Raw genomic sequence first — 12,369 nt, forward strand, 5'->3', positions numbered from 1 at the left:
AGACTCAGCGAATCGGCGGCGCGTACTGCAGGCCGCCATCGGTCCACAGCGCGTTCACGCCACGCTCGATCTCCAGCGGAGAATCCATGCCGACGTTGCGGTCGTAGGCTTCCGCGTAGTTACCCACTTGCTTGATGATGTTGTAGGCCCAGTCGGCCTCGAGGCCCATGCCCTCGCCATAGTTGCCATCCTGACCCAGCAGGCGCGCGATGTTGGGGTTTTCGGATTCGAGCATCTCATCGACGTTCTCGCTGGTGATGCCCAGCTCCTCGGCATTGAGCATGGCGAACAGCGACCACTTGACGATGTTGAACCACTGGTCGTCGCCCTGACGCACCACCGGGCCGAGCGGCTCCTTGGAGATGACGTCCGAGAGAATCATCGCGTTGTCGGGCTCGGAGAGCTGAATACGCAGCGCCGCCAGCTGCGAGGTGTCGGAGGTCAGCACGTCGCAACGCCCGGTCTCGAAGCCACCCACGGTCTGTTCGGAGGTATCGAAGACGATCGGGTCGAATTCCATGTCATTGGCACGGAAGTAGTCGGCCAGGTTGAGTTCGGTGGTGGTGCCCGACTGAATGCAGATCGCCGCGCCGTCCAGTTGCTCGGCGCTCTCGATTTCCAGATCGCGCGAGACCAGGAACCCTTGGCCATCGTAGAAGGTCACGCCGGTGAAGTTGAGGCCCAGGGTGGTGTCGCGGGTGGTGGTCCAGGTGGTGTTGCGCGACAGCACGTCCACTTCGCCGGACTGCAGCGCGGTGAAGCGCTCCACGGCATTCAGCGAGGTAAAGCGCACGGCCTCGGCATCGCCGAACACCGCGGCGGCCACGGCGCGGCACACATCGGCATCCAGCCCCTGCCACTCGCCATCGTCATCCGGCGCGGAGAAGCCCGGCAGGCCATCGCTGACACCGCACTGCACGGTGCCACGCTCGAGCGTATCTTCAAGTGTCTCCGCCTGGGCCACGCCCGCGGCACCAATCATCAGGGCCCCTGCGGAGGCCATCACTGCCAACTTGTGGGGGTTGAGCTTATGGGTATTGAGTTTGTTGTTGTTCAGCATGGGGATCTTCCCTCGCGTGGTGATGACGAACCGCTATCATGAACCGCTGCCATCAACCGTTTTCATGGAACGATACCGAGATCCGGCACCGACGCTCATCGTCATGATTTGAAACATGCGTTTGCATGCAGTGTGACCATAGCAAGGATCGTTCCATATCAGGCACAAGCCCCACATCACTCTCATTCAACGCAGATTCAATGAGCCAAGGAAGGGTGCGGCGGCATGCCAGCATCCGCGCCATGCACCAGGCGGGATGCGCTCCCCTGAGCACTGCACCACGGCGGCGCGTGCCAGCCGCGCTGGTTGAAGGGAGAACAGGACGCAGCCTCAACGACGGCGAATCGCGGCGAGTATCAACACCGCGCACGCCGCACCCAACGCATTGGCCAGGATATCCGCCCAATCGCCGCCCAGGCGACCGGGCACCGGCAACTGGGCGAACTCGATGGCGATGCCGTACAGCACCGCCGTGGCCAGCGCCCAGCGCAGGCGAACCCCGGCCAGGCCGACAAGGCCCGCCAGCACGAAATAGCCGATGAAGTGACTGGCCTTGTCCCACGGCAGCTGCGATGGCATGCCGCTGCCCGGGGTCAAGCTGCCCCATGCAATCAATACGGCCACCACAAACGACAGCACCGCCCAGGGGCGGTGCTGTCGGCAGCGCTTCACGCGCTCGGTCATGGGTTCAGCCCTGCTGGATGCGCCGATGGTAGGCCGGGCTCAGCTCGTGCAGCGCCTCCATGAAGGCGGTGACGTTATCCGGGTCGGTGAACTGGCTGATGCCGTGGCCGAGGTTGAAGATATGGCCAGGGCCCTCACCGTAACTGTCGAGAATGCGCCCCACCTCGGCGCGAATCGCCGGTGGCCGGGCGAACAGCACGTTGGGGTCCAGGTTGCCCTGCAGCGCCACCTTGTGGCCGACCCTGGCCCGCGCATCGGAAAGCTCGGTGGTCCAGTCCAGGCCCAGCGCATCGGCGCCGGCCAGCGCCAGCTCCTCGAGCCACTGCCCGCCATTCTTGGTGAACAGGATCACCGGCACATGGCGCCCCTCGTGCTCGCGGATCAACCCGGCGACGATCTGCTCCATGTAGCGCAGCGAGAACTCCAGATAGGCCGGCGTGGAGAGCGCCCCACCCCAGGTATCGAAGATCTGCACCACCTGAGCCCCCGCGCGAATCTGCGCGTTGAGATAGTCGGTGACGGCGGTGGCCAGGGTGTCGAGCAGCTCATGCATCACGCTGGGCGTGTCGTAGAGCATGGTCTTCACATGGCGGAAATCCTTGCTCGAGCTGCCTTCCACCATGTAGGTGGCAAGCGTCCAGGGGCTGCCGGAAAAGCCAATCAGCGGCACCCGGCCATTCAGCTCGCGGCGAATGGTGGACACGGCGCGCATCACGTAGTCGAGGTCGCGCTCGGCGTCCGGCGCCTTCAGTGCGGCGACCTCCTTGGCGGTGCGTACCGGCTTGCGGAATTTCGGCCCCTCGCCGGTCTCGAAGTAGAGCCCCAGCCCCATGGCATCGGGAATGGTCAGAATGTCCGAGAACAGGATCGCCGCATCCAGCGGGTAGCGCTCCAGCGGCTGCAGCGTGACCTCGCAGGCCAGCTCCTGGTTGCGGCACAGGTCCATGAAGTTGCCCGCCACACTGCGGCTGGCGCGATACTCCGGCAGGTAGCGACCCGCCTGACGCATCATCCAGACCGGGGTGCGGTCCACGGGTTGACGCGCCAGGGCGCGCAGAAAGCGGTCGTTCTTGAGTTCCATGCAGGCGGTCATCCACGGGAAGTGTGCGCCACAGTGTACCCGATCCTGTCGAGACGGGCTGCCGCCGGGGCATGGCCGCAGGACACACATCGCCGCGAAAAGGCGACCCACCGTGAGCCCGGCGCGGCTTCCTGCTAGAATGGCGCACCACCCCACGGCAGGGCCGTGGCCCGACACTGAGGTTTCCCGTGACGATTCGTTTCATCGCCGCCTCCCGGCTGCCCACTCCCTGGGCCACCTTCACCATGCATGGCTTCGAGGACGAAGCCACCGGCAAGGATCATATCGCCCTGACCCTGGGTGACGTGGCCGACGGCCAACCCGTGCTTGGCCGGGTGCACTCCGAGTGCCTGACCGGCGACGCGCTGTTCTCGATGCGCTGCGACTGCGGCTACCAGCTTCAGGAAGCGCTCAAGCGCATCGCCGACGAAGGCCGTGGGGTGCTTTTCTACCTGCGCCAGGAAGGGCGTGGCATCGGCCTGCTCAACAAGATCCGCGCCTACCACCTGCAGGACCAGGGCGCCGACACCGTGGAAGCCAACGAACGCCTCGGCTTCGGCGCCGACATGCGCCGCTACGACCTCTGCGTGCCGATGCTCGACCACCTCGGCATCGCCGCCCTGCGGCTGATGACCAACAACCCGCGCAAGGTCGACGCCCTTACACAGGCCGGCGTCAATATCGCCGAACGCGTGCCGATCACCACCGGCCTGAACCCCCACAACGAGCAGTACCTCACCACCAAGGCCGGCAAGCTCGGCCATATGATGGCGCTGGGGGATTTCACCCATGCATCCGATGTGGATATCGAGAGAAAGGGGTAAATAAAGAACAGGCGCCACCAGGGCGCCTGTTCCATTTCCGAAGGGTGAAGCCAGCGCCCCACCCGATCAGCCAGCCAATTAACCTAGCAGAGACAGCACGGATTGCGGTGTCTGGTTGGCCTGCGCCAGAACCGAAGTACCGGCCTGCTGCAGGATATTGGCACGGGTCATGTTGGACACTTCCACCGCATAGTCAGCATCTTCGATACGCGAGCGTGCAGCAGAGAGGTTGGTAGAAGTAGTTGAAATATTGTCAATAGCTGATTCCAAACGGTTCTGCTTAGCACCAAGCTCGCCGCGGGTACCATCAACTGCAGCAATGGAGGCATCGACTTCTGCCATGGCGCCCGCAGCACTTATGTCACCAGCGACAGTCGCAAGAGATGCACTATCCCATCCATCAGCTTGGGCTATCGAAATATCAATAGTTTGACCGTCGTCAGATCCAACCTGAATGCTAAATTCAGTTGCTGCTGCTGCATCAAATAAATCTTGGCCGTTAAATTTTACTTCATCACGGATACGGTCAATTTCTTCGATACGCTGGTCAACTTCTTCCTGAATAGAAGCAATATCATCAGCGGTATTGGTATCATTCGCTGCTTGAACGGCCAGCTCGCGAATACGCTGCAGGTTATCATTAACCTGGTTCAGCGCGCCTTCAGCGGTCTGAGCTAGAGAGATACCGTCGTTGGCATTACGCGCCGCCTGATTCAGACCATTGACCTGAGAAGACATGCGGTTGGCGATTGCCTGACCTGCGGCATCGTCCTTGGCGCTGTTGATACGTAGGCCGGAAGAGAGACGCTCCATGGAAGTCTGCAGGCTGGACTGCGACTTGTTCAGGTTGTTCTGGCCGATCAGGGCGGTGATGTTGGTATTGATCACTGACATGGTGATGTCCTTCCTATTTGTCGAGGGCTCCATTGGCGAGCCCGCTGCACCAGGTTCACATGGCCCGGCGCTCCGGGCCTGCCGCAACGGCGCCGTTGGCCGTTACTATGAATAACGGCCAATGTGGGGTGGACTTTAGGAAAGGGCGATGATTTTTTCGCAGGCCTTGATGGATAGGGCATCCACGGCCTGTCAGGCGTCAGATGCAGAAACGGCAGCCCGGGGGCTGCCGTTTCTGGCACGATGCGATTGCGGAATGATCACTTGCGGCCGAGCTGGGCGTCCAGGGCGCTGAACTGCTGGGTCAGGTAGTCGCTCATGGAGTTCATCTGGGCGAGCATGCTGTCGAGTTGGCCGAACTGGGTGCGGTAGCGGTCGATGGTGCTCTCGATGCTGCGTTCCGTGCGCGCGTAACGATCACCCAGGTTATCGATGCGGGTCTCCGAGCTTTCGATGGAGCGCTTCAGCATGCCACTATCGCCCAGCACCTGCTCGAGAGTGCCACTCAGCCGACCGGCCATGCCGGCCGCTTCGCTGTCACCGGCGAAGAACCCTGCAACCCCCTGTGGATTGCCGGCAATCGCCTCATCGAGCTTGGCTTGGTCAAGCTCCAGACGGCCATTGGGCGTCAGAGATATGCCAACCTGCGACATCAGTTCCAGCTCGCCACCGAGCACGCTTTCGCCGAGGTCTCGACTCAACCGGGTCTGGATGGTTCGCACGGTGCGATCCCCGACCAGCTCACCGGCCGTGTCGGCATCGCCTGTCACAGCGGTCATACGCCCGACGGTGGATTTCATCTCGTTGTAGGCGGAAACGAACCCTGTAACGGCCTCACGAAGCGAATCGCTATCCCGCTCGACCACCACCGTAGAGGTCTGGCCAGAGGCACTGTCATCGAGATCCAGAGTGATGCCCTGGATGGCCCCCTCCACGCGGTTCGACGGGCTGGTAATGGCAATGCCATTGATCTCGAGCTCGGCATCGCGACCCGCCCGCAGTGTGTCTGCGTCCTTGGCAAGGGTTGCTCCGACGGACAGGCCCGTGAAGGTCATATCGGTGATGGCGGCGGCTTCACCGGTCTCGCTGGAAGCCAGCACCAGTCGGTTGCCCGTGCCGTCATTGATGATGGAGGCCGTCACACCGGTATCGGGGGTAGCATTGATAGTATCGCGAATATCACCAAGAGTGCTGTCAGCAGCCAGGTCGATCGGCATGGTGCTGCCATCACCGAAGGTGAGCGTCAGCTGGGCGCCGGCATCGGTCAGCGGGTCTTCGAGGTTGATGTCATCGATACGCGACGTCGCAAGGCTGCCGCCCCGAGCCGACTGCGTCACCGACACCTCATAACGACCCGGGCTTGCGTCGGCACCAGCGGTGGCCATCACCCCTTCGCCCTGAACGCTGGTCGAGAGGCTTGAGTAGAGCGAGGCGTCGTTGAGCTTTGCCACGGCATCCTGAAAGCCATCCAGTGCCGTCTGTAGCCGGCCAAAGGCTGATATCTTCGCCTTTTCATCACTTTGCTGAGTGACGATTGGCTGGAGTTTCTCCCTTTCGGCTGAGCGCAACTGATCCAGCAGACCTGATAGGTCAAGGCCAGAACCCACACCGAGTGATGAAATGCTTGCCATATGGATGACTCCCTAATCCGTGTAAACCGGGGTTACCCCGTTATATCGGTCATGCCAAGAAAATCTTTAGCCGGCGGCGCGGGTTATTTTTCCGGCGTGCCCGTTCTGGTCAATTCAGGGCCGTGCCGGCCGGCCGCGTCAACCACCGCTCGGCGAAGGCATCCGTGGCAAGCGGCCGCCCGGTGAGGTAGCCCTGGATCAGGGCGACGGGGTAGCGGCTGATGGCGTCAAGCTGCGCCTCGGTCTCGACCCCCTCGGCCACGACCCGCAGGCCCAGCTCCCTGGCAAGGCCGGTGACCGCCGCGACGATGGCGGCACTGCCGCGGTTGTTCTCGCCCACCAGGCGCTGCACGAAGCGCCGGTCAATCTTCAGCGTGGTCAGCGGCAGGTCTTGCAGGTAGGAGAGTGACGAGTAGCCGGTTCCGAAGTCATCGATGGCGATGCGGCAGCCAAGATCGCGCAACCCCTGGATCACCGTGACGGCCCGTTGCTCGCCGTCGAGCAGCACGCTCTCGGTCAGCTCGAATCCGACCTGCCCCCGGGGCAGGTCGAATTCGGCGAACAGCTCGCGCACTTCCTCGACCAGCCCCTCCTGCCAGAACTGGCTGGCCGAGAGGTTCACCGCCACCTGTGGCGGGTTGAGCCCGGCGGCCCGCCACGCCTGAAGCTGGGCGGCTACCTGCCGCATGACCTGGCGCCCCAGGGTAATGATCAGCCCGGCGCGCTCCGCCAGGGGCACGAAAATGCCCGGCGAGACATCGCCGAAGTCCGGGTGGTGCCAGCGTACCAATGCCTCGGCGCCGTGCAGTTCGCCGCTGTCGCGCTCGACCAGCGGCTGGTAGTGCACCGCCAGCCCCTCGCCGCTTTCCACGCTATCGCGCAGCGCGGTTTCCAGCGCCAGCTGGCGGATGTCCTGCTGGTTCATGTCGGCACGGTACAGGCGGTAGGTGTTTCGCCCCTCGTGCTTGGCCCGGTACATCGCCGCATCCGCGTTGCGCAGCAGCTCATCGGCGCTATCGCCATCCTCGGGATGCACGCTGATGCCCAGGCTGCAGCCGATGCGGAAGGCCTGGCCCGCCACCAGGAAAGGCTCGCCGATCGCCTCGATCAAGCGCCGCGCCACGCGGGTCGCTTCCTCGATGGCGGCACACATCGGCAACAGTACCAGGAACTTGTCGCCACCCAGACGCGCCAGGGTGTCATCCTCGCGCAGGCGGTGCTCCAGGCGTTCGGCGACCCGCTTGAGCAACTCATCGCCCTGCGCATGGCCCAGGCTGTCATTGACCTGCTTGAAGTGGTCCAGGTCGATGACGATCACCGCCAGGTGGGACTTTTCCCGCTGAACGTGCCGAATGGCCAGCGCCAGGCGGTCCTCCAGCAGGCGGCGACTGGGCAGGCCGGTCAGCGCATCGTAGTCATCGAGCCGGCGCACGCGCTGCTCATTCTCCCGCACCCGGGTGATGTCGGAAAACAGCGCCGCGTAATGGCTCGGCTTGCCGTCGTCGCCGAGTATCGCGGTGATGGTCAGCTGCTCGAGATAGAGCTGGCCACTCTTGCGCCGGTTCCATATCTCGCCACGCCAGAAGCCCGTGGCGCGGATTTCCTGCCACATCGCCCGGTAGAAGGCCGCATCGTGGCGCCCCGAGGAGAGCAGTGCGGGGGTCTGGCCAAGCGCCTCCTCCCGCGTGTAGCCGGTCAGTTCGGTGAACGAGGCATTGACGAACTCGATGCGGGTGTCGGCATCGGTGACGATGATGCCTTCCATCGAGGCCTCGATCACCCGCTCGGCCAACTGCAGGCCCTCGCGGGAATCCAGGAACGCATGGGTGGGAGTAGAGTGAGGTGAAGCAGGCATGTTGTGGCGCATTGAACCCTGGCGTGTTGCGTTGGTGTCTCGACGAAGCCGCGAGCCTGACCGGGCAGTCTAGCGCGATTTGGCACAATTTGCTTAGGGCCGTTAGCAGCGCCAATGCGCTGGCAGCGGCAACCGCCGGTCCGGCTAAAGAATTCGGCAGGGTGGCCGATATGAGTGTGTGATCGACGCGTAAAAAACTACGGGCAACAACAAATAGAAGGGAGACCCGCGATGACCCGTATGGAAACTTTCCCCACGGCATCGGCAACGCAGGTCATCGAGCGTTTGAACAAGGCGCTGGCACGGCTGCAGGAGCGCGACGCGGCATTGCTCGACGCCACCGCCAGCGAACGCAGCATCGCCTGCCGCCTGGCCTGCCATCTGCAGCCCCTGTTTCCCGACTGGGACGTGGATTGCGAGTTCAACTGCTGGGCCGCCCCCGGCCAGCAAAAGGGCCACCTAGTCGTCGGCACCACCAGTGCCGCCACCGAAGCCTGCACCATCTTCCCCGACCTGTTGATTCACCGCCGCGAACATGGCGAGCGCCTCGCGGTGCTGGAGCTCCACACCTCATCCCATGGTCGGGCACGCCACCTGGCCCGCAAGAAGCTCAAGCTATGCCAGGAGCGGCTGAACTGCCAACTCGCGCTGCTGCTGGAGCTTGGGGTCGACGAGAGCCGTGGCGAGCACCAACTGGAAGTGCTCGACCGGCCTTGACGGCTTGCCTTGCGCTACTCGGCTTCGACCCTGTCGCGCCCCGCCGCCTTGGCGCGATACATGGCCTCATCGGCACGCGCCAACAGGCGCTTGCGGGTGTCACCCGGCCGCCAGGCGGCGACCCCGATGCTGATCGTCACCCCCTCGGGCAGGCCACCGATCTCAAGCTCGGCAATCCGCTGGCGCAGGCGCTCGGCCAGCCCCAGGCCCGCCTCCAGGTCACTGTTGGTGGCCAGCACCACGAACTCCTCGCCGCCCCAGCGGCCGAGAAAGTCGCTTTCACGCAGCACCTGTTCCACCTCCCGCGCCAGCGACGACAGCACCCGATCGCCCAGTTCGTGGCCGTGGGTATCGTTGACTTCCTTGAAGTGATCGACATCGAACAGCAGCAGGGCCAGCGGGCGGGCATAGCGTTCGGCGGCGCTGAGCTCGATGTCCATGGACTGCTCGATACGATAGCGGTTCCAGACCTGGGTAAGCGGGTCGAAAAGGGCCAGGTGTTCCAGGCGCCGATTGGCCTCGGCCAGGGCCTGCTGCTCACTGCGCAGACGTTCGTTGAGGCGTTGGATCTCCTGGGCCGAGGCGATCACCGCCAGGTCCTCGGCGAGATCCATGGCGGCCAGGCGCTCGACACGTTCCCACGGCAGGCTCTGTCCCTGGATCTCCTGCCGCCACTCGCTGAACAGCTTGACGAGCAGGCTGCCATCGCCCGGCGCCAGCGCCCTTGGCGGCCCCGCCGAACGCATGCTCCCCGGCAGGCCGGCCCACAGCCGCACCTCGCGCTGTTCGGCGCGAAACAGCAACAGCCAGCCACGCAGCGTTTCGCCCAGAGGAAAGGACACCGCCATCAATCCTGTCGCGTGGCGCAGATCGAGCCCGGCCAGCTGCGGCGCTTCACCCAGGGCGTGGCTCGACCAGGGGCCGGGATGGTGGTGCGTGTCTTCCAGCCTTGCCACCAGCGCCTGCAGCACCTGCGATGTCGGCACCTCGCCGAAGGCCCCCTCGTGGCCTGGCATCACCAGCGCCACGCCGTGGGCACGGAACAGGGCCAGCCAAGATTCGCCATGCCGCTGCAGCAGGGTAGCCGGTGTCACCAACTCCCCACGCTCACTGCCCAGCAACTGGCGGCTGTCCTGCACGCGCTGCAGGTAACGCGCCTCGGAGCGGGCCTTGAGCAGAAACAAGCGCTGGGTCGCCATGTGCGTCAGGCTCAACGCGGCATCCCGCACTGCGGGAGAAAGCGGGTGAGGCGACATGCCATGGCAAAGCACCAATCCCCACAATCCGTTATCGGCGTGCATGGCGATCGACAACAGCGCCGCGACCTCCAGACGCTCCAAATAGTCCCGCTGACCTGGAGAAATCGAGCGCAACAGGCTGCTCGATAGATCGGGGTGCGCGCCGGCCTTCGGATCACGCGCCGGCATCAGTTCCACCGCGGGCGCCGAGATGTCAGGCACATTGCGCAACGGCACGAGGTCGTAGAGTTCGCGGGTACGCGGGGGAAAGTCGCTGGCCGGAAAACGCATGTGCAGCAAGGACATGACTCCGGCACCTCGCTGTTCGGCGAGCACGGTGCCATGCCCATCGGCATCGAACCCGCAGACAAGCACCCGGTCATGGCCGGTGAGATCGCGGACGCCGGACACCAGCGCGTCCAGCAGGTCATCGGGGTTGGCGGCTTCGGCGATACGGGCAAGCCAGGTATTGACCGTGGCAAGCAAGCGACGACTGCCATTGCGGATCAGCGGCTCGATCTCGACGATTACCTGCTCGCCACTGCGCCGTGCATCGATCTGCAGACTGGTCAACTTGCCCGCCACGCGGCGCTTTACCGACAGCGCCCCCGACAAACGCTGGCGACCGGTCAGCTCACGCCGCAAGCGGCGTGCCAGCTCATGGCCGAATACCGCCTGGGGCCCCTCCTCCAGCGCCTGTTCGACCGGAATGCCGATGATCGATGCCAGGTTGGCACTGGCCTGAAGCACCCGGCCGACATCAGCATCGAGAATCAACAGCGCGCCGCAGGGCTGAATCGAGCTGGAAAGGGCAGTGGTCGATGTATCACGAGTCCCGATGGGCATTGGAACGTGACTCCGAAGTTGGGCGAGAGGCGGCATCAGGCTCGGGCAGACCCAGGCCGGCGAGGGGTTGGCGCAACTTGTTTTCAAGCATCGGCGGGCTGGAGTCAACTTCATTATGGTTTGGCTAAACTCGCGGCACGATCCACCGATAGTGTTCAGCGAGCCCCAGGAGGCGGAGGGCTTTTTGGCTCAGTGAAGCCGATGCCAGCAACACAACAATGTCTCCAGATACGCGCCAGTTGACGTCAGTACGGGAAGCATCGCCATGCCGCACACAAGTGCCAATGGAACCTTCCCGGTCGTTCCACTTGCGAACACTGTCATGTCATTCACGACCGCAATACCCATGGAGAGACATTCATCGTCACGGTCATCGACAACATCGCCTTCCAGACCAAGTTGCTGGCCTTGAATGCGTCGGCTGATCGATACCAACGTGGCACGTATCGACGCAGGAGAGCTGCTGGTCAGCAATACCGACTGGCAACCGGCCCTGGCATCTCCGGGCCATGCCACCGAGCGCGACTCGTCACGCGCAGTGCCGGCATGAACTCGCGGGCGGCTCTTCTAAAGCCGCCCGCTTCCCTGCCGATAACACCAAGTAGACGAGGGATACTCCACGACAGTGGCCGCTTGAAACGCGGCTGTGTCACGCCGCGAAAAATTGAAAAATAGAAAAAAGGAAGCTGGCCATGAGCTCTCCACTGACCGATGCCACCCATGCCACCCCATCATCCGCCTTCAATAGCCTGACATCCCGCCAGCGCGCCGAGCGGGTGCTCGACACCCTGCCGGTCGCAGGCGGCGTCCTGTCCGAGACGGCCAGCGGCCGCGACAACACGGGGCGGGGGGAACTGATCGAGCCGGTGCAGCGCATCAACGAGGTGATGCGGCCCTACGGGTTGCAGTTCGAGCTTTCCGAGTTCGAAAAGCGGGTGGTGACGCGCATCGTCGACCGCGACAGTGGCGAGGTGATTCGCCAGATTCCCGCCGAGGAGGTGCTGGCGGTGGCCGAACGGCTGGCGGAGGTTCAGGGGCGCCTGGTCAACCTCGAGGCATGAGAGCGCCGGCTAGCACCCTTCAAACCTGCATGTTCATCACGTCCTTATAGGCCGTCACCAGGCGGTTACGCAGCTGCGTGCCCATCTCCGAGGCTACGCTGGCTTTCTGCATATCCACCATCAGGTCGTTGAGTTCCACGCTGGGGTCGCCGGCTTGAAAGGCCTCGGCCTTGGCGGCAGCCTCCAGTTTCAGGCTATTGATGCGCTGGATAGAAGCCTGCAGCTCTCCGGCGAAGCCACCGGCGCCCACGGCAGTGGTGACCTGCTGGCCCTTGACCGGCTGACCGGCGGCCTGGCTCGCCAGTGACTGCATCTGGGACAGTGCCGACTGAATCGCGGGTGTGCTCATGGCAGAAAGCCTCCAAAGATGAGTGGGACGCCAAGATTGGCGCTTGAGTCGATTGGGGCGGCGTAACGCGCGGTACCACCGAACTGGGCACAGACTAGCAGCCGGCTGGCCAGTGCCATGCGTCCAATT

Annotated in this window: 12 protein-coding genes; 4 read left to right on the forward strand and 8 right to left on the reverse strand. The window is 63.7% G+C overall.

Annotated features, from left to right (window positions below; all coding sequences use genetic code 11):
- Positions 1–4: 4 nt before the first annotated feature.
- The 3 genes from C6V82_RS07940 to hemE form a co-directional block, all read right to left on the reverse strand.
- Positions 5–1,060: an amino acid ABC transporter substrate-binding protein gene (locus tag C6V82_RS07940; RefSeq protein WP_102586768.1), complete on the reverse strand. Its 1,056-nt coding sequence runs from the start codon at positions 1,058–1,060 to the stop codon at positions 5–7.
- Between the two features lie 330 nt (positions 1,061–1,390).
- On the reverse strand, positions 1,391–1,744 hold the full coding sequence (locus tag C6V82_RS07945) for a VanZ family protein (protein WP_102586767.1): 354 nt from the start codon (positions 1,742–1,744) through the stop codon (positions 1,391–1,393).
- A gap of 4 nt (positions 1,745–1,748) precedes the next feature.
- Positions 1,749–2,825, reverse strand: a complete 1,077-nt coding sequence (hemE, locus tag C6V82_RS07950; RefSeq protein ID WP_102586944.1) for a uroporphyrinogen decarboxylase — start codon at positions 2,823–2,825, stop codon at positions 1,749–1,751.
- A 188-nt stretch (positions 2,826–3,013) separates the two neighbouring features.
- Here hemE and ribA point away from each other — a divergent pair, with 188 nt between their 5' ends.
- Positions 3,014–3,649 carry a GTP cyclohydrolase II gene (gene ribA, locus C6V82_RS07955; RefSeq protein WP_102586766.1) on the forward strand — a complete coding sequence of 212 codons (636 nt, stop codon included), beginning with the start codon at positions 3,014–3,016 and terminating at the stop codon, positions 3,647–3,649.
- Between the two features lie 78 nt (positions 3,650–3,727).
- Here the strand turns inward: ribA and C6V82_RS07960 are convergent, their stop codons facing one another.
- The 3 genes from C6V82_RS07960 to C6V82_RS07970 all read right to left on the reverse strand — a co-directional run bounded on the left by C6V82_RS07960 (position 3,728) and on the right by C6V82_RS07970 (position 8,029).
- Positions 3,728–4,543: a flagellin N-terminal helical domain-containing protein gene (locus C6V82_RS07960; RefSeq protein WP_102586765.1), complete on the reverse strand. Its 816-nt coding sequence runs from the start codon at positions 4,541–4,543 to the stop codon at positions 3,728–3,730.
- Positions 4,544–4,803: 260 nt separating this feature from the next.
- Positions 4,804–6,174: a flagellar filament capping protein FliD gene (gene fliD, locus C6V82_RS07965; RefSeq protein ID WP_102586764.1), complete on the reverse strand. Its 1,371-nt coding sequence runs from the start codon at positions 6,172–6,174 to the stop codon at positions 4,804–4,806.
- Positions 6,175–6,283: 109 nt separating this feature from the next.
- The gene (locus tag C6V82_RS07970) at positions 6,284–8,029 is read right to left on the reverse strand and encodes a putative bifunctional diguanylate cyclase/phosphodiesterase (protein ID WP_229843132.1); all 1,746 of its coding nucleotides are present in this window, start codon (positions 8,027–8,029) and stop codon (positions 6,284–6,286) included.
- 231 nt (positions 8,030–8,260) lie between these two features.
- On the opposite strand from C6V82_RS07970, the gene C6V82_RS07975 reads away from it, so the two are divergent.
- Positions 8,261–8,746, forward strand: a complete 486-nt coding sequence (locus C6V82_RS07975; RefSeq protein WP_102586762.1) for a hypothetical protein — start codon at positions 8,261–8,263, stop codon at positions 8,744–8,746.
- A gap of 14 nt (positions 8,747–8,760) precedes the next feature.
- On the opposite strand, the gene C6V82_RS07980 is transcribed toward C6V82_RS07975, so the two are convergent.
- Positions 8,761–10,830: a sensor domain-containing diguanylate cyclase gene (locus C6V82_RS07980; RefSeq protein ID WP_102586761.1), complete on the reverse strand. Its 2,070-nt coding sequence runs from the start codon at positions 10,828–10,830 to the stop codon at positions 8,761–8,763.
- A 412-nt stretch (positions 10,831–11,242) separates the two neighbouring features.
- Here C6V82_RS07980 and C6V82_RS18100 point away from each other — a divergent pair, with 412 nt between their 5' ends.
- Complete coding sequence (locus tag C6V82_RS18100) at positions 11,243–11,380, forward strand: hypothetical protein (protein ID WP_180978208.1); 138 nt, start codon at positions 11,243–11,245, stop codon at positions 11,378–11,380.
- 142 nt (positions 11,381–11,522) lie between these two features.
- Entirely contained in the window at positions 11,523–11,891 is a 369-nt protein-coding gene (locus tag C6V82_RS07985) for a flagellar protein FlaG (protein ID WP_102586760.1), read from the forward strand.
- Between the two features lie 19 nt (positions 11,892–11,910).
- On the opposite strand, the gene fliE is transcribed toward C6V82_RS07985, so the two are convergent.
- A complete protein-coding gene (gene fliE / locus C6V82_RS07990; protein ID WP_102586759.1) occupies positions 11,911–12,240 on the reverse strand; it encodes a flagellar hook-basal body complex protein FliE in 330 nt (109 codons plus the stop codon).
- Positions 12,241–12,369 lie beyond the last annotated feature (129 nt).

It is taken from the genome of Halomonas urumqiensis, from assembly GCF_003028575.1.
Taxonomy (GTDB): domain Bacteria; phylum Pseudomonadota; class Gammaproteobacteria; order Pseudomonadales; family Halomonadaceae; genus Halomonas; species Halomonas urumqiensis.

Bases quoted from the DNA above. Each gene is read 5' to 3' on its own strand.
- C6V82_RS07940 (WP_102586768.1), bottom strand. From the start codon at position 1,060: ATGCTGAACAACAACAAACTCAATACCCATAAGCTCAACCCCCACAAG.
- C6V82_RS07945 (WP_102586767.1), bottom strand. From the start codon at position 1,744: ATGACCGAGCGCGTGAAGCGCTGCCGACAGCACCGCCCCTGGGCGGTG.
- hemE (WP_102586944.1), bottom strand. From the start codon at position 2,825: ATGGAACTCAAGAACGACCGCTTTCTGCGCGCCCTGGCGCGTCAACCC.
- C6V82_RS07960 (WP_102586765.1), bottom strand. From the start codon at position 4,543: ATGTCAGTGATCAATACCAACATCACCGCCCTGATCGGCCAGAACAAC.
- fliD (WP_102586764.1), bottom strand. From the start codon at position 6,174: ATGGCAAGCATTTCATCACTCGGTGTGGGTTCTGGCCTTGACCTATCA.
- C6V82_RS07970 (WP_229843132.1), bottom strand. From the start codon at position 8,029: ATGCCTGCTTCACCTCACTCTACTCCCACCCATGCGTTCCTGGATTCC.
- C6V82_RS07975 (WP_102586762.1), top strand. From the start codon at position 8,261: ATGACCCGTATGGAAACTTTCCCCACGGCATCGGCAACGCAGGTCATC.
- C6V82_RS07980 (WP_102586761.1), bottom strand. From the start codon at position 10,830: ATGCCCATCGGGACTCGTGATACATCGACCACTGCCCTTTCCAGCTCG.
- C6V82_RS18100 (WP_180978208.1), top strand. From the start codon at position 11,243: ATGCGTCGGCTGATCGATACCAACGTGGCACGTATCGACGCAGGAGAG.
- C6V82_RS07985 (WP_102586760.1), top strand. From the start codon at position 11,523: ATGAGCTCTCCACTGACCGATGCCACCCATGCCACCCCATCATCCGCC.
- fliE (WP_102586759.1), bottom strand. From the start codon at position 12,240: ATGAGCACACCCGCGATTCAGTCGGCACTGTCCCAGATGCAGTCACTG.